The sequence below is a fragment of the Stutzerimonas stutzeri genome (assembly GCF_009789555.1).
Lineage (GTDB): Bacteria > Pseudomonadota > Gammaproteobacteria > Pseudomonadales > Pseudomonadaceae > Stutzerimonas > Stutzerimonas stutzeri_R.
Genome location: NZ_CP046902.1, coordinates 3,710,907 through 3,732,673 on the forward strand (window position 1 = coordinate 3,710,907; position 21,767 = coordinate 3,732,673).

Here is a 21,767-nt window from a genome sequence, read left to right on the forward strand (position 1 = left end):
GCAATGTTGAACGGCTTGAGTTTGTTGCGGCGTAGTTGATCTGGACCATGGAAAAGCACCTAAGGACTCAGGTGATGACAAACATCAGCTCGAAATTATTTTATTTGCCGTTGACCGTATTGGCGTTCGTCCTGCATTTCTCCGTGTTCGGTGACAGCACGCACAACCCCATCGGAATCAAGTTTCTCAACGAAGCGTATCTGGCGGTGTGCCTGGGCACCGCATTGCTGCTGGTTCTCGCCGCTGCGGAGGATGCGTCCCGAGAGCTGCGCGTGCTCATGTACTATGCGCTTTATAGCGTCCTGGTATTTACGCTGCTGCCGGCAATATTCTCGTACTACACCTTCGGCCAACCGATCGTCTACGGCCTGATCGAAGAGCGAAGGATTCTGTTCGCCTTCGGTTTCGTGCCACTTATATTGCTCGCGAAAAAACTGACCACACGTCAATTCGAGCACGGGCTGATATATGCCGCCCTGCTGGCTGTATTCCTGTCCTGGTGTTTCAAGTTTGGAATGCTGCCGGACTGGCGCGAAGAACAGACAGCCTGGGACCGCCCGGATCGGTCATCCATCGGCCCTTTCCTGATCTGCTTTGCCTATTTCTATTGCATCCAGATCTGGGCGAAAGGCAAGTCGCCGATCAACGGCGAAACGAGGCAGCGCAACCTTTACCTGATCATCGCTGCGATTCTGCTGCTGACGCTGGTTTTCGCAACGCAGACCCGACAGCTCATCGTGCTGTGCCTGGCCTTCACGCTGTTTTGCCTCAGGGCCAAGGCGGTCGTGTGGGCCGCATCCCTGTGTGTGATTCTGTCGCCCTTCTTTTTCTATCCCGAACTGCTCGAAACGCTGGGATTGAATATCGAGTTCTACCAGAACAGCCTTGAGGGCGACGTCGACGACGGCGTGCGCCCTTATACGATCAGCGCCATCTTCAATCATCTGGAGCTGGTCAACTGGCTACCCAACGGCTCGCTGTCGCTGATGTGGCAGGACGGCTTCATTCCCTATTTCGGCGAGCATTTTTTCCTCTCCGACGTGGGCATCATCGGAACCATGTTTCGCTTCGGGTTTCTGACGTTCCTGCTGGTGCCAATGTCGCTTTTCATCTATCAGCGCATCGCTCGCAACATCAACCCGGACATGAGTTTCAACTACGCGGTCATGCTGGCGCTCTTCGTGATATGGCCGCTCAGTGGCCTGTTCGAATATGCGCAACCGATCGTCGCCATGCTTTTCGTCATACACGCTTTACGCGCACGCCATCTTCGCAGCAAGGAACGAGTACATGAACGTCGCACTTATTCTCAACTACAAAGCTGCTACTGAAACCATCAGCTGCGCAGAAAGTTTGCTCACGTTCTGCCCGACGATCGACCATATCGTCATCGTCGACAACGACTCCCAGGACGGGTCAGCCGCTGCCTTCCAGCAGTGGCTGGACGAGAAGCCGACTTCGAAGGTGACATTGCTGTGCAATCCGGAAAACAACGGTTATGCCGGAGGCAACAACTACGGCCTGCGCTGGGCGATGGCCAATCTCAAGCCGGACTATTTCTGGGTCGTCAATAACGATACCTACGTCGACAGCGATGCCTTCTCGCCGCTGCTCGAGGCGTTGCAGCGTGACGATCGCCAGTTCGTCGGTTCGCTCGTGCTCAGCGCCGATACCGGGCGGCTGGAATGCTATGGCGGCGGCAAGCTATATCCGATCCTGGGCAAGGCCCGACTGCTCGGCAAGAACCAGAGCATCGAGGCGTTGCAGCAACAGGAACACCAGCATGTACCTGACTACATCATGGGCTGCAGCCTCGCGTTTTCCGCCGCGCTGACTGAAGAAATCGGGCTGATGGATGAAAGCTATTTCATGTATTTCGAAGAGGTGGACTGGCAGTACCGCGCCAGGCGCTACGGCATCTCCATCAAGGTCATACCGCAAAGCCGCCTGTACCACTACGGCTCGCTCAGCCTGGGCAACCGCTCGGCCTTTTACCACTACTACCGCAACCGCGCGGCAACGCGCTTCAACAAGCGATTCTATGGACCGGTCTTTGCTCTTACTTCGGCATTCCTGCTGTCGGCCGTGACGACGATAAAGGAATACAGAAACCCCACCCTCGCCTGGTCGGGTATCAAGGGCGCCTTCAAGGGAGTAGCAATGAGTGTCAAGTGATACTACTGCGTTCGGGATAGATTTCTATTCTGGCACCAAGAAAACGTTATTGACCTCCATCCGTGAGTGCGTCAAGCAACCCTATTCATTCGTGGTAACGCCGAATGTCGATCATCTGGTTCAACTCGAACATGACGAGGCGCTTCGCGATGCCTACGCTAAAGCGCGCTGGCGGCTTTGCGACAGCCGCATCCTGCTGTCGCTGCTCGGCCGTCTGGGCGTGCATCTGGATGAAGTCATCCCCGGCAGCGACCTCACCCTGGACATTCTCAAGTGGGCTGACAGGGATCGCCTGCGCGTAGTGCTGATCGGCTCGTTACAGACCGAAGCCGACAAGCTCCGCGCCCTTTATCCCGGCATCGTCCTGTATCACTACAACCCGCCGATGGGGTTCATCAAGCATCCCGAGCAAGTGCAGCGCTGCCTGCAGTTCGTTCGTGAAAACCCATCGGAACTGGTGCTGTACGCAGTCGGCACGCCGCGTGGCGAGATCCTCGCCGCAGCGACCCAGCCGCAAGAACGCACCGGCATGGGTTTTTGCATTGGCGCTTCGATTTCGTTCGCGACCGGCACCATCAAGCGCGCGCCGAAATGGATGCGCGAATACAAGCTCGAGTGGCTCCATCGCATGTGCATGGAACCTCGCCGACTGGCCAAACGCTATCTGATCGATGCGATGTACATCGTGCCCGCGTTCGTTCGAGAAAAGAATTCCAGACAAAAGGCCAGCCCGGCCAAACAGGAATCCTGATTGCTATGAACCGTGGCATCGGCCCGGCTGATCATCGTTCAGCTGGCAGGCCCAGGTAACCGAATCCGGTTATCGAACGACGCGTCGCTTCCCATCCGGTATCGGTCGGATGGGAGTGCCGCACAAAGCAAACTTCAAAACCTAACCTCATACAGGGAAGAAAATGAACGCGATCATCACGGGTATCACCGGACAAGACGGCGCCTACCTGGCAGAGCTTCTGCTGGAAAAGGGCTATACGGTATATGGCACCTTCCGCCGTACCAGTTCGGTGAACTTCTGGCGAATCGAAGAGCTGGGCATCGACAAGCATCCCAACCTGCATCTCGTCGAGTATGACCTCACCGACCTGTCTTCCAGCATTCGGCTGCTGGAGAGCACCGGCGCAACCGAGGTGTACAACCTGGCCGCTCAAAGCTTCGTAGGGGTGTCGTTCGAGCAACCGCTGACCACGCTGGACATCACCGGCGCGGGCGCGGTGAACCTGCTCGAAGCCATTCGCATCGTCAACCCGAAGATTCGCTATTACCAGGCCTCCACCTCGGAGATGTTCGGCAAGGTCCAGGCCATTCCACAGGTCGAAACCACGCCCTTCTACCCGCGCAGTCCCTATGGCGTGGCGAAGCTGTACGCGCACTGGATGACCATCAACTACCGGGAGTCCTACGACATCTTCGGGTGCAGCGGCATCCTGTTCAACCATGAATCGCCCCTGCGCGGTCGCGAATTCGTGACCCGCAAGATCACCGATTCGGTGGCCAAGATCAAACTGGGCCAACTGGATGTGCTCGAACTGGGCAACATCGACGCGAAGCGTGACTGGGGCTTCGCCAAGGAGTATGTCGAGGGCATGTGGCGCATGCTGCAGGCCGACGAACCCGACGTATTCGTCCTGGCGACCAACCGTACCGAAACCGTGCGTGACTTCGTCACCCTGGCCTTCAAGGCTGTCGATACCGAGCTTCGATGGGAAGGCTCCGGCGAGCAGGAACAGGCCATCGACACGGCCACGGGCAAGGTCGTCATGCGGGTCAATCCGAAGTTCTATCGCCCGGCCGAAGTCGATCTGCTGATCGGCGACCCGCAGAAGGCCAAGGACGTGCTGGGCTGGGAACCCAAGACCTCGCTCGAGCAACTGTGCCGCATGATGGTGGATGCCGATATGCGCCGCAATCAGCGAGGCTTTTCGTTCTAACACGGATCGATTCGACGATCGAGGGAGCCGCGCCAATGCCCCGTGCCGATGTCGGCGCGCTCCTTCGATCCGGCACAGGACGTGCCGCTGCCGAGCCCTCCTCGCCCGAGGGCGCGACGGCTCATGAGTTCATCGACACAGGCGACAGGCTACGTTCGAACGCACCAAGTGACCGGCCAGCCGACCGTAACAGGGACGCAACACCCCATGCCTATACCGGGCATATACCGCTTGGCAGAAATTGGAATTCATCCTATCGGGAAGATCATGCGTAAAGTGCTGATTACCGGCGTTACCGGGTTTACCGGCCGCTACATGGCAGAGGAACTCGCCGCCCACGGTTACGAAGTTCATGGCCTCAGCTACCGCCAACCGACGGGCGATCTGCCGGTGGCCGTTTCAGCGATACATTGCTGCTCGCTGAACGATGCCGAGACATTGAAGATCCTGCTGGCGGAGATACGTCCTACGTACGTGGTCCATCTGGCTGCGGTGTCCTTTGTCGCTCATGCCGACGCGGATGCCATCTACAACGCCAATCTTCTGGGCACGCGCCACCTGCTCGAAGCCCTGCGCACGACCGCATCGGGCCTGGAAGGCGTACTCCTGGCCAGCAGTGCGAATGTCTACGGCAATGCGACCGAAGGCGTGCTGGACGAATCGTCTCCTTTCGCTCCGGCCAATGATTACGCCGTGAGCAAAGCCGCGATGGAATTCCTCGCCAGGCTGTATGACGGACGCCTGCCACTGATCATCACGCGTCCGTTCAACTACACCGGCGTCGGTCAGGCTGAGCAATTTCTGATTCCCAAGATCGTCGCGCACACCCGTCGCCGCGCGGCGGTCATCGAACTGGGCAACCTCGATATCGCCCGCGACTTCTGCGACGTTCGCCAGGTCGTACAAGCATACCGCCGACTGCTCGAAACCCCGGCGGCGATAGGCGAAACGGTGAACATCTGCTCAGGTTCCGCCTACACGCTGCAATACGTCCTCGAGCAGGCCGCGGCCCTATCCGACCATCGCCTGGAAGTCCGGGTCAATCCTGCGTTCGTGCGCAGCGCCGACGTGAAAAATCTGTTTGGATGCCGGACCAAGCTCGACGCCCTCATCGGCGACCTGCCCCGGATCGAACTGAAAGATACGTTGCGCTGGATGATCGAAGCCCCATCGGGCCACTGACAGCGGCTTCCCACAGCGCACGATGACGCGGGGGGATATCGCGACTGCATGTCCGCCACCCGGTATCACCCCACTTCAGAGAAGCGACCAGATCCGCAGGGGCAGGCCTGGGCGCTTGGCGGCACCTTTCGGTGGCATGCGTGCCGAACTGCGGCAGCTCTCGCCAAGCCTTTAATACCCGCCCCAGACCGCCTCGACCGCACCGCGCCACAACGTCCATGAGCTCGACGCTTCATTTGTGCGCGGGGTCTTGAACCCCGGAGAAACGCAGCGGTCTATGGCTACTGTGAGCAGCTGAGCGCCTTTGCAGGCATGTGAAGCGCTAAGCGAGGGCGAGCGAAACCTACCAGTAGCTCTTGCGGAACAGGTCTCACGGTAAGTCCAGGAAGTCTGACTTCCAGCGCTTTGCGGTCGCGATACAGGAGAGGCAGATATTGAATTCGTTAGTTTGCGTTCGAAACGATCACACCGGTTAGACGAATCAATCTCGCTCATTCCTTCAGCTAAAAGTGAAGCCGCCGTTTCACTTCGTAAAAACAACTATTCCGTCAAGGATGAAGAACCATGAAACCATTATTTGCTCTCGCTTTCTCTTCCGTGCTGGTGCTACAGGGGTGTGTGTATTCGCCCGGCCAATACCTTGATCCGGATGAATTCAAGGACGGCGCGCAATCGGAAGACGGTACCGTACAGCTTATTCGCATTACGCCCGACATGCTCAAGGGCGAACTGTCTTCGGACCGAGGCACTTCCAGCAAGCAGGAACTGATCGGCTACAAGCCCGAGCCGTATCGCATCGGCGCAAACGACCTTCTCTATATCACCGTCTGGGATCACCCCGAACTGACCGCACCGTCCGGCCCGCAGCAGCAACTCGACGCCAACGGTCGCCTGGTCCGCCCGGATGGCACCCTGTTCTACCCCTATATTGGCAACGTCAATGCGGCCGGTCGCACCATCGAGGAACTGCGCGCCGAAATCGCCCGCCGTCTTGCCAACTACATCGACAGCCCGCAGGTCGACGTCAGCCTGCTGCGTTACGGCAGCCAGCGCATCGTGCTGTCCGGCGCATTCAACACGGCGGGCGAAGTGCCTGTGACCACCGCACCGATGACCATCGTCCAGGCCATCGGCCAGGCAGGCGTCGACACCGAAACCGCCGACCTCTCGGGGCTGATGCTCAAGCGCGACGGCCGTGAGTACATGCTCAACCTCGACGACCTGAACCGCCCGGATTCCTGGCTGCATCAGGTTTACCTGAAGGACGGCGACCAGCTGCACCTGCCCTACAACGATCAGAAGAAGATCTATGTACTGGGTGAGGTGACCCAGCCCCAGGCGCTGAGCTTCAAGGCCTCCAGCTACAACCTGATGGATGCCATCGGCACTGCTGGCGGCATTCGCCAGGAAACCGCCGACGGCGAAGCGGTCTACGTAATCCGCGGCGCAGAAAACATCGCCACCGAACAGGCCAAGGTGTTCCAGCTGAACGCCAAGTCGCCGACTGCCTTCGCCCTCGCCAAGAGCTTCCCGCTCCAGCCGCAGGACGTGGTGTTCGTTGGGCCGGCCGGTATCACTCGCTGGAACCGCTTCATCAGCCAGCTGCTGCCCTCGGCCGCCTTCGTCGGAACCGGTGCGGCGTTCAATCGCTGATGGCATGACCCGGATCAGGCCGGCACCGGCCTGATGCCAGAACCGCAGCCCGCTCACAGCGGCTGCGGTTTTTTTTGGCCCCATCGCAGGCAATGACCGGGCAAACCGCCGCGAGTGGCCCGGCCTCTGCCGTTTCCCCAGCGTGCATAACCCGACGAGAGGCCCCGACGGGCCCTTACACAGCGACGGGCGTCGGCCAGCTACTCGGTCGGGATGGTCGGGTCGTCTTCGAACAGGTCGATGTCTTCATCGGTGAGCTCTGTCTCTTCCGGGTCTGACATCGGCGTGTCATTGATGCTGGCCCCGTCTGGATCGCCAGGCAACGGCGCTTCTGCATCCGGATCGTTAGCGGCCTGGACTCCGGCAGGTCTATTGAAATCGACTCTCATGCATCACCTCGCAGTGAGGCCGCCAATGGCCTCTGACATTTCGAACGACGCCACCGTCGTTGGTGCTGACCATCAGTCGGCGCAGCGAAGCGACGCGTGTGCAACCCCTTCTCTGTCACCCGACCGACAGCGGCTACCTGTTCATTCCAAAGCTGTGGCGCCAGATACTTACAAATGCAACGTATTCGCATTACCATCCGCATCCCAACAATAACCATTTGGAGATGCTCATGTCCCGCCGCCCAACCTTGCACCCACTTTTCGTGGCATTGCGCACCGCCAGTCTCGTCGTGCCCGCCGCATCGCTCTGCTCGGTTGCCCTGGCCCAGGCGGCGAACGAAGCGCCAGCCTCTCCTGCAACGGCTTTCGAGCTTCCCGCGCAGGAGATTGTGTCCAGCGAGTCCGAACGTGCCGACGGGCCGGTGGACGGCTACGTCGCCTCACGTTCGGCGACTGGCACCAAGACCGATACGCCAATCCTCCAGGTGCCACAATCGATCAGCGTGATCACTGCCGACCGCATGCAGGATCAGGGCGTACAGACCCTCCAGGACGCCTTGCGCTACGTCTCAGGCGTACGCGGCGAGGCGTTTGGCCTGGACGCGCGCGGCGATTCATCCAAAGTGCGTGGCAGCACGCCGGTGCTCTTTCTCGACGGCCTGCAGCAGGCGTTCGGCAGCTATACCACGTCGCGAACCGATCCCTTCACGCTCGAACGCGTCGAAGTGCTAAAGGGACCGTCGTCGATGTTGTACGGCCAGAGCCCGGTCGGCGGGCTGATCAACATGGTGAGCAAGCGCCCCCGCGATCAGCAACGGACCGAGCTTCAATTCCAGTACGGCAGTCACGATCGCAAACAGCTCGCGATCGACAGCACCGGTCCGCTGAACGACGACGGCTCGCTGCTCTATCGGGTGGTGGCGATAGCCCGCGACAGCGACTCCCAGGTCGATTACGTGGAGGACAACCGGCTGCTGCTGATGCCCTCGATCACCTGGCGCCCGACCGAGGATATCGAGTGGACACTGCTGGCCAACATCCAGCGAGACGACAGCGGCTCCACCTCGCAGTTTCTTCCGCACCGAGGCACCCTGCTCGGCGCGCCGTACGGCCATTACGACACGGACCTGTTCGTCAGCGAACCTGGATTCGACGAATACGACACCGAGCAGCTCGCGCTCACCTCGCAGCTCAGCTGGCGATTGAACGAGACCTGGACTCTGCGGCAGAACCTGCGCTACCAGGAAAGCGAAGTCAGCTACCAGCAGATCTACGGCTGGCCGCCGGTGCTCAACGCCGACAATCGAACCCTCAACCGCATCTACTACGTGGCCAAACCCGAAGTGGACGTCTGGGTCGCCGACCATCATGCGCAAGCCCTGTTCGATACCGGGCCGGTGCAGCACACCGTGCTGTTTGGCAGCGACTACCAGCACGCCGTCACCAACCGCGAGCAAGCCGGCGGTGCTGCGACGCCGCTCGACTTGTACGACCCGGTCTACGGCACGTTCGACCCCTCGATCATCCAGCTGTCGGCCGACCCCGAACAAACGCTGGCGCAACAGGGCCTCTACGTTCAGGACCAGCTCAAGTACGAACGCTGGGTGCTCACCCTGGGTTTGCGAAAGGACTGGGCGGACAATAGAACCGACGGCGGTACGCGTCAGAAAGACGATGCCGTCACTGGTCGCGTCGGGCTCACCTATCTCTTTGACAACGGTGTCGCGCCCTACATCAGCTACAGCGAATCCTTCCAGCCGATCGTCGGCCTGAACGCGGCGACCAACGAACCCTACAAGCCGTTGGAAGGCGAGCAATGGGAGCTGGGGGTCAAGTACCAGCCGGTCGACAGCAACAGCCTGTACACCGCGGCGGTGTTCGATCTGCGCGAGCAGAATCGGCAGATGCCCGACCCGGACAATCCGTCCAATACGATCCAGACCGGCGAAACGAAAGCCAGGGGTCTCGAACTCGAAGCAATGGTCGCCGTCACCCCGAACTGGGATCTGGTCGCCACCTACACCCATCTCGATACCGAGGTGCTCGAGGGAACGCCACGCGAGGAAGGGGCGCGCCTGGCAACGATCCCGGAGAACATGGCTTCGCTATGGTCGCAGCATCGTTTCGAGCTGCTGGGCATTCCCGGCTTCAGCGCTGGCGCTGGCGTGCGTTACGTTGGCGAGAGCTGGGACGGCACCGATACGCTCAAGACGCCCTCGACCACCCTGTTCGACGCGATGCTGGGCTACCGCTATCAAGACTGGGCGTTCACACTCAATGCCACCAACCTGGAAGACGAAACCTACTACACGACCTGCCTGTCGCGTGGAGACTGCTTCCTCGGCAGCCGCCGCACCCTGGTCGGCACCGTCAGCTACAGCTTCTGACGGGGGTGTACGAATGAATAGCTGATGCTTGCGTGGCGGGAGCGGTGGGTGCTGCCGCTCGGCGCCCTGTTGGGCGTCATCGGGATGTTGCGCATCGCCGCCGGATAGGTCGCGCGGCGACTCGATGTCAGCGCCCGACGGTAAGCATTTAGCTCTTTCGGTCTATACCGGCGCATGAACGGACCGACAACAATTTCCCTGCTTCGCCTGTGATGTACGAAGCTCACCCACCGCGAACAGGAGATTCCAATGTCCAATATGACTCCTCTCGCCGCAGCGCTTTTGCTGGTAGCAAGCGGCAGCATCATGGCCAACGAACATGTGGCCGAGGTCGAGCAGAGTGGCACCGACAACATCGCAGAGCAGACGCAGAGCGGCGTGATGCAGCGTTCCTACATACGCCAGGACGGCAGCCGGAACAACGCGCTCACCGACCAGTCCGGCACCAGTGGCGAGGCAAGCCAGGCCCTTATCGATCAAACCGGCACGCTTAATTCGGCCGTGATCTATCAGGTACATGCCAGCCAGCCTGGCCGGGCGGACGCGCAGATCTACCAGACGGGAGACGCCAACAACGCCCGTGTCGAACAACAGGCCAGCCTTGGCGACCTCGCCGCGACAGCGACTGTCCATCAGGAGGGCGCCGGCAACCAGCTCGACGCCAGGCAGACCTGGGTCGGTAACCAGCTCGATGTGATTTCCATTGGCCAGGACAACATCGTCCAGGTGGATCAGTCCGGCTTCAGCACGGCGGCCATTCACCAGACCGGCTCGACCAATCGCGTGCAGCTCGAACAGGTGAGTTCCGGTATCGGTGGCGGTTTTGCGGTCGTCGAGCAGCACGGCAGCGCCAACCAGGCGGACATCTACCAGGTCTCCGGCCGCTACCCCGCCGGCGACGTTTGGCTGGAGCAGTCTGGCACCGCCAACATCGCACAGATCAGGGCCAGCGATGGCTACAGCACGCTGGACTACACGCAGCGAGGCACCGGCAATGAGCTGAACGCCTCGTTCGCTGGGCAGAATTCGAGCATCGACGGCTATTCGGAAGGCAGCTACAACCAGGTCGATATTGCACAGGTTGGAGACGACAACAGCCTGGATATCGCCCAGCTGGGCTCACACAACCGGATCGAAGCCAGCCAGGGATTCAACGCCCATACCGCGTACATCGGCCAGACCGGTGACAGTAACCAGGCGTTGCTCAGGCAGGACACCCTGTCGCTCGGCGGTCATAACGCCAGCATCGTCCAGACCGGCAGTGGCAATTTCGCAAGCGTCGTGCAGCAATAGCCGGGCCGGCCGGAAAGCCCGCGCGGGCTTTCCGGCTATGGCCGTCGTACAGCCATGAGGTCACCCTACCGGCCCGTGAGATCCTGACGTCAGCTCGGGCGATCGACCGCTCTAAGCCTGCCACTCGGGCCACCGCCGCAGAAGAAGCGCCCCGCTCCATCGTATTCGAGCCCTGAGACACCTATCCCTTCCGGCATTGCCAGTGCATCCAGCACCTCGCCGGTGAGCGGGTCGATGCGCCTCAGTTCGCTCTCGCCGTCCTCCCAGACGCCGTGCCAAAGCGCTCCTTCGGCCCAGGTGACGCCCGTGACGAAACGGTTCGACTCGATGGTACGGAGTATCTCGCCAGTTGTCGGGTCGATCTGATAAATCTTTCGGTCGCGATACTGGCCAACCCAGAGCATCCCTTCCGCCCATGCCAGGCCCGACGCATCCGCAGGTGCCGCAATGGAGGCCAGTACCGTGCCGGTCGTGGGGTCGAGCGTGTGAATACGGTCGCCTGCTATCTGGTACAGGTGCTGGCCGTCGTACGCCGTCCCGGCATCGGCGCGGACATCCAGCGAACGCACGGGCTCGCCGGTGACAGGGTCGAGCGCGTGCAGTTTGTCCCCGCTTGCAAACCAGACGTGCCGACCGTCATGGCTGACCCCGTGCACGCTCTGGACGCCCTCGAAGGGGCCGTACTCGCGTGCGATCTTTGCTGCTGTTCGATTCATGTGCCGATTCCTCCGTAACAGGTGGGAAGCATCCTAGTCACATCATCATCGAGACAGGGAGTAACAAGATCGTCGCGAATCCGGGCGGGTGCGGCATCATCCAGCGACGTGACCTGCCGCTGCCGAGCGACTGTACCCGACCGGCCTGCACCAGCGTCTCCAGCGCACGCTGCACGGTGCGCTGGCTCGTCCCGAGCGCAAGACCGAGCGCCGAACTCGACCAGCACTCGCCATCCGCCAGGCAGGCGAGCACAGCGGCGTGCTTCTCCTCGACGGGGCGTGCCAGCACGACGACCTGCTGTGTCCCAAGGGGTGCCAGCACAAACCCCCGCTTCGTCGCGGTCACAGCGGCCAGCCCGTGCAGCACGGCCCGAAGACGCCCGATCTCCACGCGCAACCGGACCCTGTGCGACTCGTCGACGACTCGGGTTCGAAACGCCTGTTCGATCAAGGTGCGTCGCGGTACGTCAGCCGGCCAGGCTTCGCCCAGGACACGGACCAGTGCAAACAACAGTGGGCGCCTGATCAGCGAAATGCTCGCTCCGCCCTTGCACACCGCATGACGGCACGCATCGACGACGACCACACCAGACGCCAGTATGCGCTGCACCTCATCCAACTGAACGAGGCGGTCCTGGCGCGGCGCGATCAGCCGCGCCACCGGCTGGCTCAACGCACTGGCCACACGCTCGAGCTGTGCACTCAGCGCAGGAATGCAGGCACGGTACGCGGCATGCTGCGCGCGTGCCAGCGCCATACGCGCGCCTTCGACCTGCATGCGTCGCAGCGCTATTGCCGCGACCACCAATTCATGGATGGCCGTGGACGCCGGGCTGAGTGCTGCCGAATCCAGGTCGCCAAGGGCATGTTCAGCCTCATCGAGGCGCCCGGTAAGCACCAGTCGCCGAAGCGCGAGCAAGCGCGCGTGCGCCGCATTCGGCCAATCGCCCCGCGCCTCGAGCGTCGCTCTCGCATCATCGAGCCTTTTCGCTGGCCAGCCCAGGTCGCGCGAGGCCAGCGCGATCTCGGCCTCGGCAACGATGCATCGGGCGCGAGGCACCGCGTCTTCGGCCTCGAAGGTGCAGGCGGCACGCCTCAGCAAAGCCTTCGCCCGAACGAAATCCCCGAGTTGCGCCATGGCAATGCCCCGAAGCGCGAGTGCCGACGGCTCGCCGCGCAACGCGACCCTCTTGAGTGCGCCAAGTGGATCGCCGACGGCAAGTGCCTGCGCCGCGGCGGCCAGCGGCTCGTCCATCCGACTTTCGCCCACGCCGTCACCCCTTGCTTGCCATCGAATGGTCATCGAGGTCGACGGCGGTGCCGCCCGTGTTCGGCCAGCAACCCGACCCATCGACCTGGCAGGTGGTCCTTGAGTGTCCCACCTGATTAACGTCCCGCCATGCCTACCGATTCGATTGCCCCCCGTGCACCCAAGGGTTCCAATCGGTCTCTGCGCGCCTGCCGGTCACCCTGCTATTTGGTTTTTAGCCAACTGCAGGACCGTCTCGGGTGATGGACCGACAATCAGGCGCCGATAAGCGCATCTATGTCCAACGCGTTACGTGGGCATGGCGAAAGCCGAACGGCTAGCCTTTCTTGACGTGGACGGAATCTCGCATGGCTTCGCCCAGGGCCTCACGTCCACGCTCGATCAGGACCGTTGCGGCACTCTGTATATCCTCCGGAGCCTTGTTCTGGCTCAGCTTGAACTTGCCGGTGAGTCGGGTGATTTCGATCTCTATACCGACGATAGCCAGCATCATTGATGCAAGGTATTCCTTCGGCGCGTCAGTCATTTTCCACGGCTTGGGTTCGGAAGCCTCATGGGCACGGGTCAGCTTTGCGACCAGCCCCCTCACATAGCGTTCATCGTCTCGAATCGTGATGCGGCCATGTGCATGCACCACCTTGTAGTTCCAGGTGGGGACCTGCTTGTGGTGCTCGTGCTTGCTCGGATACCAGTTAGGCGAGATATAGGCTTCCTCTCCCCGAAACACGACGAGCACTTCATCACCGTTCTGAACGTCTGTCCAAACCGGATTGTTGCGTGCGACATGGGCATGCAGCGCCCCAAGCGCCCCTTGCTCTGCGGCCAATTCGAAGGGGATGTGATTGGCGTCCAGACCGCTCTCGCCCGCTGTAAAAAGCGTGCCCAACGGGTGCTGCCTGACGAGTTGGAGCATGGCCTCAGTCGAAGGGGCGCTGAAGTGTTCTGGAACGTACATATCACCACCGGATGGTTGCCGAAACCCCGCTATAAGGAGGCGATTGAAAACAAGCGAGGCGCCCCAACCTTATCGGTTAATCATAGTTCCAGATACGAGCATTTCGAATGAACACTCCGATGATGATCCTGTGTGCAGTGCTCAGCGTTGGCATTGTTGCCACAGGCGCGGTGTTGGATCTACGCGCTGCCGAGCGTGACCGCGCAGCCCGATCCACCGACTACGGCAATCCAAACACCCTCCTCACCCTTCGCCACTCGCGGGTCGAGGACGAGGCGAGCGACGCTTGAGTCTTGCCCAACACAAAGCGCTCACCCCTATCGTGCGTCCGGGCAGATCATGGTAAGCGCTGCAGTTCCTGTCCTGGCTGGACGCTCCAGGAAATGGCGGCTGGTTCATGGCGAACGTGCCCGTACCGCGCCCGGCGTTGTCTCGATCCCCACCGGGACCGGATTCCAATGGGCCTTTCGGAGGCTATATCGCTGACGTACTGCCAGCCAGCGATATAGCATCCGACACGTCAGCGGCGAGTCGCTGAATCCCGGCTCTGGATGAGATTGGAATACGCCGGCAGATGCCCCGCAAGTATCCCACCGAAACCCTCGATATCGTTGCGCCAGTCGCGGTGGAGTTCGCCCGCCATGGAGAACCAGTTCATCAGCTGGACGCCCGCCTGAGACATGCGATTCCAGGCCGCGTCGCGCACCGCCGGGCTGAAGGTGCCCGACGCATCGGTGATGACAAAGACATCGTAACCGGCCTCACGTGCCGACAACGCCGGGAATGTGACGCAGACATCGGTCACCACACCGGCAATCAATAATTGTTTCTTGCCCGTATCCCGGACGGCCTGGACGAAATCTTCGTTGTCCCACGCGTTGATCTGACCAGGACGCGCGATATACGGAGCGTTTGGAAAGGCGTCCTTGAGTTCGGGGACGATGGGGCCATTCGGACCGTCTTCGAAGCTGGTCGTGAGAATCGTCGGGATATTGAAGAACTTAGCAATATCGGCTACGGCCAACACATTATTCTTGAACTCGTCCGGACTGAAGTCACGTACCAGCGACAGTAGCCCGGCCTGATGGTCGACCAGCAACAGAGCCACGTCATCTTTGTCGAGACGCTTATAGGTATAAGTCATGATGGGCTTCCTCATATGTACATTGAAATCCGGCAGGCCGGCTGCCGGGCGCTTACGAACGCGGTAATCCCGCTGATCGTTCATTGGCCGATCTTCCCGCCGGGAAGTCGACTAAAGCTTGCTGGAGTTCCGCTTCGGTGGTGAGGAGGAACGGCCCGAGCTTTCCAGCTCGTCAATCTCAAACCCTCGATTGCGGAATGGGCGCGTGGTGCTGATTGAGGCAGCGTAGACAAGAAGCGTTACTGGCAAAAGACGGCATAATCGGACGCATCGTTCTAAAAATAGGACATCGGCATGCAGGATCTCAACGCGCTCTACTATTTCGTCCAGGTGGTGGATCACGGCGGCTTCGCATCGGCAGGTCGCGCGCTGGGCATCCCGAAATCAAAGCTGAGCCGCCATATCGCCCGTCTGGAACAGAGACTGGAGGCCCGTCTCATCAATCGCTCGACACGGCAGTTGTCGGTTACCGAGCTGGGGCTTGGTTATTACCGCCACTGCGTGGCGATGCTCGTGGAGGCGGAAGCGGCGGACGAACTGATCATGCATAACCTTGCTCAGCCTCGCGGAACGGTGAGACTGAGTTGTCCGCCGAGCCTGTTGCATTATCTGATCTCCCCGCTGCTGGTGCGCTTCATGGAACAGTGCCCGGAGGTGGAGGTGCACGTCGAGGCCACCAGCCGAAGGGTGGATGTGATCAAGGAAGGGCTAGACATGGCCATTCGAGTCCGCTTTCCACCGATCGAGGACAGCGACCTCGCCATGAAAGTGTTATCCAACAGCCCGCAGCGCCTGGTTGCGGCACCAGGGCTCTTCGTGGATCGGCCGTTGCCGCGTGGGCCGGCCGATCTGGCGGGTCTGCCCAGCCTGGACTTCGACCAGGCCGATAAGCAGCATGCCTGGCAACTCGACGGGCCTGATGGTGTGACGGCCCATGTGCCCCTTCGGCCGAAGCTCGTGACTGATAATGCAGAAACACTTCACCAAGCGGCGTTGGCGGGCCTGGGAGTGGTAAAGCTGGCGCTGTTGGTGGCCGGCCCGGACCTCCATAACGGCAGATTGATCGACGTCCTACCCGGATGGGTACCCAGAGGCGGCATCCTGCATGCCGTGTTCCCATCCAGACGCGGACTGTTACCTTCGGTGCGAGCATTGCTCGACTTCCTAGGTGACAACATCCAGGAGATTGATTTCAACAGTCGTGCCACGCCGCCTTGAGCGGGGGACATGCACGGAAAATGGGGCTGTAAGAAAGGGGAAAAGGGACGGGACGAATTCAAAGCATGCAGCAGAACGAGATCGACAGTGCGAAGCGTGGACATAACGGGACGCCGATACAGTTACTAATACCCCCATTATGAACCTTCGATATGGCGCATCGCTGGCGCAAGGTAAAGTGAGGCTCTTTTACTACGGAGCCGCTTCATGATCCTCAGCGGGAACAGCACGAATATCCAGTCAGCCCTGGCCAAAATCAGTGAATACTGGTCACCGCAGGTCATCGGTCAGGTCAATGACCAGTACATCAAGGTTGCCAAGCTCAAAGGCGAGCTGATGTGGCATTCCCATGCGGATGAAGACGAGATGTTCTTGGTGGTTTACGGCACGCTCAAGATCCAGCTGGAGGATCGGGACGTGATCCTCCAGCCCGGCGAGTTTTGTGTGATCCCCAAACAAACCCGGCACAACCCTGTCGCCGAGGAAGAGTGCGGGATCGTGCTGATTGAAACGGTCTCCACCCTGCATACCGGGGATGAAATCAGCGCGAGAAGCGTGCCCATCGAAAAGCAGCTGGGCTCTTAGGTTCAGGGAGAGTGTGCCTTGGCCGGTAGCTGTTCCTCGCGACGGCCGTTATCGGGCAGAGCAGCCGCTCGTGCGCGTCCGTATTGAAGGGCTTTCTCGGTTCTCACATAACCGCTTGGGTGAGCTGAACCAGGCGCCTGCAGCAATCCTCGACGCCGTCGTCTGGAACGTTGGTGACGCCCAGCAGTAAGCCGCTTCGGGCCTGTGTAGCGTCGGCGTACCAGATGGATAATGGTAAGGGCGCGAGCCCGACTGCAAGTGCCTGCTGGCTGATAGCGACGTCGTCGGTGCCTTGAGGCAAGTGCAACAGCAAAGCAAGCCCCGCCATCGCCTCGCTTGTGGCTGGAACGCTCAAGGCGCGCTGTAGAGCAGCCAACCGAGCGCTATAGGTGCGCTTCATTCTGCGCAGATGGCGCAGGTAATGACCCTTGCGCATGAACTCGGCGAGCGCCCATTGGCTGGCGATCGACGCCGCAGGTGCCAGCGCAGCCGCTGTGTCTGCGACCCGATTTGCCAAGGATGTCGGCGCCACGACAAACCCTAGACGCAGACCCGGATTGATCGTTTTGCTAAACGTGCCGATATGAACGACCCGGCCTGAACGATCCTGAGATGCAAGCGCAGGCGCTGCCCGACCAGCGAGTTGAAGCTCGCTCAGGTAGTCATCTTCTATGATCCAACTGCCGTTCTTATCCGCCCACTCCAGCAGGCGAAGGCGCCGAGACAGTGACAATGTCACCCCTAGAGGCGCCTGCTGTCCTGCAGTAACGACCACCAACGCCGCATTTGGCGCACGTCGGATACCTTCTTCGACGTTCAAGCCATCTGCATCGACACTGACCGGTACCGACTCGATCCCCGCCATGGAAAGCGCCGTTCGGGTCATTGGATAGCCCGGATCTTCCATCCACGCCGTCTGTCCTCGCAAGCCGAGCGCATGCAGGATCAGCCCAAGACCACCGGAGTAGCCCGAGGTGATGACGATCTGCTCTGGCGCGCAGATGACGCCTCGCGCCACTGAAAGATAGGCGGCGATTTCGGACCGCAAACCGGGCTCGCCGCGAGGGTCCGGGTAGCTGACCGGTGCCATTGCGGCTTGTCGTGCGGCGCCCGCGGCAATGCGTGACCACAGTTTGTAGGGGAAAACGTCCTGCGCGGGTATCCCCGCCTGAAACACCATGGGCGCGTTGCTGAATGGATGCTGGTAGAAGTCCGGCAATGGCGAGCGCAGGCTGCTGGCGTCAATTGGCCGGACCGCAGGCAACGGCTGCGCGACAAAGGTACCCGCAGCGCCGCGGGAGACGATCAACTGTTCGTCGATCAGTCGTTCATAGGCCGCCCGCACGGTGCCACGAGCAACGCCTAGCTGAACACTGAGGTCCCGCCAGGACGGCAAGCGAGCACCCGCGTACAGATGCCCCTCGCCGATCGATCTGCCAATGGCTCCAACAATTTGCTCAACCAGGGAAAGCCCCGCCTCGCGGTTGAGTTCAATGCGCAAATCTTCCATGCAATCTTCACCCGCTGGCATTGACGACAGACGAAAGGAGGCCTGGCGTTCGAAAGCGATATCAGGCGCACCGATGGTACAGCCAGATTTGCCATTCATGGGCCTTTTTATTGAACCTTCAATCCATATGATGAAGCACTACAACGGCCTATTTCATATCCAACCCGGTCCAGGAGCTCCCCTTGCAATCACCGTCTTTCCTCTCATTCATCAAGCAGTTCGCGGCACTGCTCGTGCTCGGTTTCGTGCTCCACTCGGCTCACGCCGACGACAGTCTCGACGATGAGGGTGAGCGGCGGGCACGCACCGCCGGCGCTTCGCTGATCGGGCAGCCTGGGCCGGTTGCTGTGCTGGAAACCATCGAAGGAAAGAAGATCGATCTGGCTGAGCTGTACGGGAAAAAACCGGTTTACCTGAAGTTCTGGGCCACCTGGTGCGTGCCCTGCCGCCAGCAGATGCCCGGCTTCGAGCAATTGCAACAGACGATGGGCGACAGGGTGCAGGTCATCGCGGTAAACACCGGCTTCAGCGACGACATTGAGTCGATCCGCGCTTACCGCAAGGAGCATCAGTTGACCATGCCGATCATGATCGATGACGGCAGCCTGGCGGCGGACCTCAACCTACGGGTCACGCCCCAGCATGTGGTGATCGGCCGAGATGGGCGGATATCCCACATCGGTCACCTTGATGATCAGGCGCTGCATGCCGCGCTGGAGCGTGCAGTATCAGAGCAAACGGCCCCCGCCAGTCGCTCAGAGACCAGCACAGCGCCCGAGACGCCGCAGTTCGCCGTGGGCGACACCGTGACCGACCTGAGCATCGAGACCCTCGACGGCCGTCAGGTGCAGCTGGGTAAGGGCGACAAACCACGTGCGCTGGTGTTCTTCGCGCCCTGGTGCGAGTCCTATCTCGAGGAAAGCCGGCCGGAGACGTCCCAGGCTTGCCTACGGGTACGCAAGGATGTGGACAACCTGATGGGCCAGAGCGACATGGAATGGCTGGGCGTTTCTTCAGGCCTGTGGGTCTCGGCCAGCGATCTGCAGGACTACAAGAACACCACGCCCACAGCCCTGCCGCTAGTGCTCGACGAGCAGGACGAGCTCTTTCGTGCCTTCGCCATTCGGGACATTCCGACAGTGGTGCTCCTGGATGCGCAGGGCCGTGTCGCCAATATCCTCAAGCCGCAGGACAGCAATCTCGTCGCGGCCGTCAAGGCGCTGCGCTGACCCGTTGCGCCCCGCGGTTACGGGAGGAGGCGCCATGATGTCTCCTCCCTGTTATCAACTCGATACTTCAGCAGGAACCGCATGCCACTGCTATCGCTGAAAAGGCTCCTGCTCTGCTTTTGTCTGAGCGTCATCGGTCTGCCTGGCTGGGCCGCCGAGATGCCTGGTCCGGACGATGTATTGATCGCCTCGTCGCTGATCGCTTCAACCGAGGCGCCTTCATCGGGATCGACCACGACATTGGCGATCCTCATGGAACCCCAGGGCGAATGGCACGGCTACTGGAAGCAACCAGGCGATGTCGGCCTCCCAGCCAAGTTCACCTGGCATCTGCCGGACGGTGTAACGGTGGGCGATCCCGCTTATCCGCTGCCGCAAACGCTGCTGATAGAAGGTCTGATGAACCATGTCTACGAGCACCCCTATGCGCTGCTTGTAGACCTGACCCTCGAAGACAACTTGCCAGACGGGACCGCACTGCCGATCCGTGTGGATATGCAGTATCTGGCCTGCCGGTATGACGCCTGCGTCCCTGAGCGCGCCTCATTGGACACAACCTTGCACGTTGGTGACGGCCGTCAGTCTCCAGACGTTGCAGCTCGCTTCGCCAGCTGGCGCCAGGCGCTGCCCAGGCCGCTAGCCGCGCCGGCCAGTTTCAGCGTGGATGGCGATCTTCTACGCCTGCGTGTGCCCCTTCCAGCCAGCGTCTCGATCCAGAATCCCCATCTGTTTTCCGCAACCAAGGGGGCGATCGACAACGCCGCCCCCCAACGCGTCGAGCGACACGACGATGAGCTGATTGTGGAAACCCGCGCGGGTGATCAAATACCCGATGCTTTCCTGGCTACGCTGAAACTGAGCGACAGCCTTGGCTTGGATATAGACGTAAGACGCGGCGGTCCGGCAAGCGCGGCCGGCAGCGGCTTGAACACCATCCTGTTTGCATTGGCCGGGGCGATTGCTGGCGGGCTGTTGCTGAACCTGATGCCGTGCGTCTTTCCTATCCTGAGCCTCAAGGCCATGAGCCTTGCACGCTCTGGCATCAGCCCGGCTATAGCTCGTCGCGACGCCGTGGCCTACACCAGCGGTGTGGTGCTGGTGTGCGTCTTGCTCGGCGCCGTTCTACTCGCCCTGCGTGCTGCTGGCGCCCAGGTCGGCTGGGCCTTCCAGCTGCAGAACGCTAGCGTGATTCTGATCCTGATGTTGCTTACCACCGCCATCGCCTTCAATCTGGCCGGGCTGTTCGAGCTGGCGGCAATTGATGCCGGTACCAAGCTAACCAACCAAAGCGGCGCCAGTGGTGCATTCTGGACTGGCGCGCTCGCTGCTTTCATCGCCACACCTTGCTCCGGCCCTTTCATGGCTGCGGCCCTTGGCGCAGCGCTGGTATTACCGACTGCCGCAGCCATGCTGGTATTCTCCGGGCTCGGCCTGGGCATCGCCTTGCCTTTTCTACTGCTGGGGTTTATCCCCGCGCTGCAGCGGCGCCTGCCCAGACCCGGACCCTGGATGGAAACCTTACGCCGCCTCCTCGCGGTGCCGATGTTCCTAACCGCACTCGCCCTCCTGTGGGTACTCAGCCATCAGGTCCCGGCCGATGCACTGGTCGCATCCCTGGGCTGTGCCATGCTGCTTGCACTTGGGCTCTGGCTGACTGGCCTCTGGCAGCAGAAACTGAAACGCAATGCCTGGTTGCCCTCTGCTCTGGCATTGATTCTGTCGCTCGGCCTAGGCTGGAGCCAGGTCTCTGGACAAACCGCGCCGGCCATCGATGTGCAGCGACGCGCATTCGACGAGCAACAACTCGCTCAACTGCGCGCAGATAAGGTACCGGTGTTTCTCTACTTCACTGCCGATTGGTGCATCACCTGCAAGGTGAACGAGCAAGTCGCCATTAACCGTGAAGCGACCGCGCAGGCTTTTGCCGCTGCCGGGGTTGAAGTGATGCGTGGCGACTGGACCAATGGCGATCCCGTCATCACCGCATTCCTTGAACGCCACGGTCGCTCAGGCGTTCCGCTGTACCTGTGGTACGGAGCGGGTGAAGCCGAGCCACGCCTACTGCCCCAGATCCTCAGACCGGATTCGCTGCCCGAACTGGTGCGAAGGTAATTC

General features: G+C 60.8%; 19 protein-coding genes. 13 read left to right on the forward strand and 6 right to left on the reverse strand.

The annotated features are described in order from the left end of the window. Positions 1–74 precede the first annotated feature (74 nt). The 6 genes from GQA94_RS17015 to GQA94_RS17040 all read left to right on the forward strand — a co-directional run bounded on the left by GQA94_RS17015 (position 75) and on the right by GQA94_RS17040 (position 6,956). Positions 75–1,331, forward strand: coding sequence for a hypothetical protein (locus GQA94_RS17015; RefSeq protein WP_158189123.1), 1,257 nt, complete (start codon positions 75–77; stop codon positions 1,329–1,331). After that, positions 1,291–2,175: a glycosyltransferase family 2 protein gene (locus tag GQA94_RS17020; RefSeq protein ID WP_158189124.1), complete on the forward strand. Its 885-nt coding sequence runs from the start codon at positions 1,291–1,293 to the stop codon at positions 2,173–2,175. The genes GQA94_RS17015 and GQA94_RS17020 overlap by 41 nt, the downstream gene beginning before the upstream one ends. A gap of 16 nt (positions 2,176–2,191) precedes the next feature. Next, complete coding sequence (locus tag GQA94_RS17025; RefSeq protein WP_423835444.1) at positions 2,192–2,926, forward strand: WecB/TagA/CpsF family glycosyltransferase; 735 nt, start codon at positions 2,192–2,194, stop codon at positions 2,924–2,926. 163 nt (positions 2,927–3,089) lie between these two features. After that, positions 3,090–4,121, forward strand: a complete 1,032-nt coding sequence (gene gmd, locus GQA94_RS17030; protein WP_158189126.1) for a GDP-mannose 4,6-dehydratase — start codon at positions 3,090–3,092, stop codon at positions 4,119–4,121. 267 nt (positions 4,122–4,388) lie between these two features. Further along, entirely contained in the window at positions 4,389–5,303 is a 915-nt protein-coding gene (locus tag GQA94_RS17035; protein ID WP_158189127.1) for a GDP-mannose 4,6-dehydratase, read from the forward strand. Positions 5,304–5,867: 564 nt separating this feature from the next. After that, entirely contained in the window at positions 5,868–6,956 is a 1,089-nt protein-coding gene (locus GQA94_RS17040) for a polysaccharide biosynthesis/export family protein (RefSeq protein WP_158189128.1), read from the forward strand. Positions 6,957–7,156: 200 nt separating this feature from the next. Here GQA94_RS17040 and GQA94_RS17045 read toward each other — a convergent pair whose 3' ends face one another. Beyond that, entirely contained in the window at positions 7,157–7,345 is a 189-nt protein-coding gene (locus GQA94_RS17045) for a hypothetical protein (RefSeq protein WP_158189129.1), read from the reverse strand. A 230-nt stretch (positions 7,346–7,575) separates the two neighbouring features. On the opposite strand from GQA94_RS17045, the gene GQA94_RS17050 reads away from it, so the two are divergent. Both GQA94_RS17050 and GQA94_RS17055 read left to right on the forward strand, forming a co-directional pair. Next, a complete protein-coding gene (locus GQA94_RS17050; protein WP_158189130.1) occupies positions 7,576–9,732 on the forward strand; it encodes a TonB-dependent siderophore receptor in 2,157 nt (718 codons plus the stop codon). 249 nt (positions 9,733–9,981) lie between these two features. Then, entirely contained in the window at positions 9,982–11,025 is a 1,044-nt protein-coding gene (locus GQA94_RS17055) for a hypothetical protein (protein WP_158189131.1), read from the forward strand. An 89-nt stretch (positions 11,026–11,114) separates the two neighbouring features. Here the strand turns inward: GQA94_RS17055 and GQA94_RS17060 are convergent, their stop codons facing one another. From GQA94_RS17060 to GQA94_RS17070, 3 genes are all read right to left on the reverse strand, one after another. Beyond that, positions 11,115–11,741, reverse strand: coding sequence for a PQQ-binding-like beta-propeller repeat protein (locus GQA94_RS17060; protein WP_158189132.1), 627 nt, complete (start codon positions 11,739–11,741; stop codon positions 11,115–11,117). A 37-nt stretch (positions 11,742–11,778) separates the two neighbouring features. After that, positions 11,779–12,996 (reverse strand): helix-turn-helix domain-containing protein, encoded by a 1,218-nt coding sequence (locus tag GQA94_RS17065; RefSeq protein WP_158190147.1) that lies wholly within the window; start codon positions 12,994–12,996, stop codon positions 11,779–11,781. Positions 12,997–13,327: 331 nt separating this feature from the next. Beyond that, positions 13,328–13,966, reverse strand: a complete 639-nt coding sequence (locus tag GQA94_RS17070; protein ID WP_158189133.1) for an FMN-binding negative transcriptional regulator — start codon at positions 13,964–13,966, stop codon at positions 13,328–13,330. 107 nt (positions 13,967–14,073) lie between these two features. Here GQA94_RS17070 and GQA94_RS17075 point away from each other — a divergent pair, with 107 nt between their 5' ends. After that, on the forward strand, positions 14,074–14,256 hold the full coding sequence (locus GQA94_RS17075; RefSeq protein WP_158189134.1) for a hypothetical protein: 183 nt from the start codon (positions 14,074–14,076) through the stop codon (positions 14,254–14,256). A 230-nt stretch (positions 14,257–14,486) separates the two neighbouring features. Here the strand turns inward: GQA94_RS17075 and ycaC are convergent, their stop codons facing one another. Then, positions 14,487–15,110, reverse strand: coding sequence for an isochorismate family cysteine hydrolase YcaC (gene ycaC / locus GQA94_RS17080; RefSeq protein WP_158190148.1), 624 nt, complete (start codon positions 15,108–15,110; stop codon positions 14,487–14,489). A 294-nt stretch (positions 15,111–15,404) separates the two neighbouring features. Here ycaC and GQA94_RS17085 point away from each other — a divergent pair, with 294 nt between their 5' ends. Both GQA94_RS17085 and GQA94_RS17090 read left to right on the forward strand, forming a co-directional pair. Next, positions 15,405–16,328: a LysR substrate-binding domain-containing protein gene (locus GQA94_RS17085; protein WP_158189135.1), complete on the forward strand. Its 924-nt coding sequence runs from the start codon at positions 15,405–15,407 to the stop codon at positions 16,326–16,328. A gap of 207 nt (positions 16,329–16,535) precedes the next feature. Next, entirely contained in the window at positions 16,536–16,913 is a 378-nt protein-coding gene (locus GQA94_RS17090; protein WP_158189136.1) for a cupin domain-containing protein, read from the forward strand. Between the two features lie 103 nt (positions 16,914–17,016). Here the strand turns inward: GQA94_RS17090 and GQA94_RS17095 are convergent, their stop codons facing one another. Continuing rightward, the gene (locus GQA94_RS17095; RefSeq protein ID WP_158189137.1) at positions 17,017–18,423 is read right to left on the reverse strand and encodes a PLP-dependent aminotransferase family protein; all 1,407 of its coding nucleotides are present in this window, start codon (positions 18,421–18,423) and stop codon (positions 17,017–17,019) included. Positions 18,424–18,605: 182 nt separating this feature from the next. Between GQA94_RS17095 and GQA94_RS17100 the strand changes: the two genes are divergently transcribed. Beyond that, positions 18,606–19,652: a TlpA family protein disulfide reductase gene (locus tag GQA94_RS17100; RefSeq protein ID WP_233270176.1), complete on the forward strand. Its 1,047-nt coding sequence runs from the start codon at positions 18,606–18,608 to the stop codon at positions 19,650–19,652. A gap of 81 nt (positions 19,653–19,733) precedes the next feature. Continuing rightward, on the forward strand, positions 19,734–21,764 hold the full coding sequence (locus GQA94_RS17105) for a protein-disulfide reductase DsbD family protein (protein WP_158189138.1): 2,031 nt from the start codon (positions 19,734–19,736) through the stop codon (positions 21,762–21,764). The last annotated feature ends 3 nt before the right edge of the window (positions 21,765–21,767 follow it).

Coding starts and splice junctions, on each gene's coding strand:
- GQA94_RS17090 (WP_158189136.1), top strand. CDS start 16,536: ATGATCCTCAGCGGGAACAGCACGAATATCCAGTCAGCCCTGGCCAAA.
- GQA94_RS17045 (WP_158189129.1), bottom strand. CDS start 7,345: ATGAGAGTCGATTTCAATAGACCTGCCGGAGTCCAGGCCGCTAACGAT.
- GQA94_RS17050 (WP_158189130.1), top strand. CDS start 7,576: ATGTCCCGCCGCCCAACCTTGCACCCACTTTTCGTGGCATTGCGCACC.
- GQA94_RS17065 (WP_158190147.1), bottom strand. CDS start 12,996: ATGGACGAGCCGCTGGCCGCCGCGGCGCAGGCACTTGCCGTCGGCGAT.
- gmd (WP_158189126.1), top strand. CDS start 3,090: ATGAACGCGATCATCACGGGTATCACCGGACAAGACGGCGCCTACCTG.
- GQA94_RS17070 (WP_158189133.1), bottom strand. CDS start 13,966: ATGTACGTTCCAGAACACTTCAGCGCCCCTTCGACTGAGGCCATGCTC.
- GQA94_RS17095 (WP_158189137.1), bottom strand. CDS start 18,423: ATGGAAGATTTGCGCATTGAACTCAACCGCGAGGCGGGGCTTTCCCTG.
- GQA94_RS17055 (WP_158189131.1), top strand. CDS start 9,982: ATGTCCAATATGACTCCTCTCGCCGCAGCGCTTTTGCTGGTAGCAAGC.
- GQA94_RS17020 (WP_158189124.1), top strand. CDS start 1,291: ATGAACGTCGCACTTATTCTCAACTACAAAGCTGCTACTGAAACCATC.
- ycaC (WP_158190148.1), bottom strand. CDS start 15,110: ATGACTTATACCTATAAGCGTCTCGACAAAGATGACGTGGCTCTGTTG.
- GQA94_RS17085 (WP_158189135.1), top strand. CDS start 15,405: ATGCAGGATCTCAACGCGCTCTACTATTTCGTCCAGGTGGTGGATCAC.
- GQA94_RS17060 (WP_158189132.1), bottom strand. CDS start 11,741: ATGAATCGAACAGCAGCAAAGATCGCACGCGAGTACGGCCCCTTCGAG.
- GQA94_RS17075 (WP_158189134.1), top strand. CDS start 14,074: ATGAACACTCCGATGATGATCCTGTGTGCAGTGCTCAGCGTTGGCATT.
- GQA94_RS17040 (WP_158189128.1), top strand. CDS start 5,868: ATGAAACCATTATTTGCTCTCGCTTTCTCTTCCGTGCTGGTGCTACAG.
- GQA94_RS17015 (WP_158189123.1), top strand. CDS start 75: ATGACAAACATCAGCTCGAAATTATTTTATTTGCCGTTGACCGTATTG.
- GQA94_RS17035 (WP_158189127.1), top strand. CDS start 4,389: ATGCGTAAAGTGCTGATTACCGGCGTTACCGGGTTTACCGGCCGCTAC.
- GQA94_RS17105 (WP_158189138.1), top strand. CDS start 19,734: ATGCCACTGCTATCGCTGAAAAGGCTCCTGCTCTGCTTTTGTCTGAGC.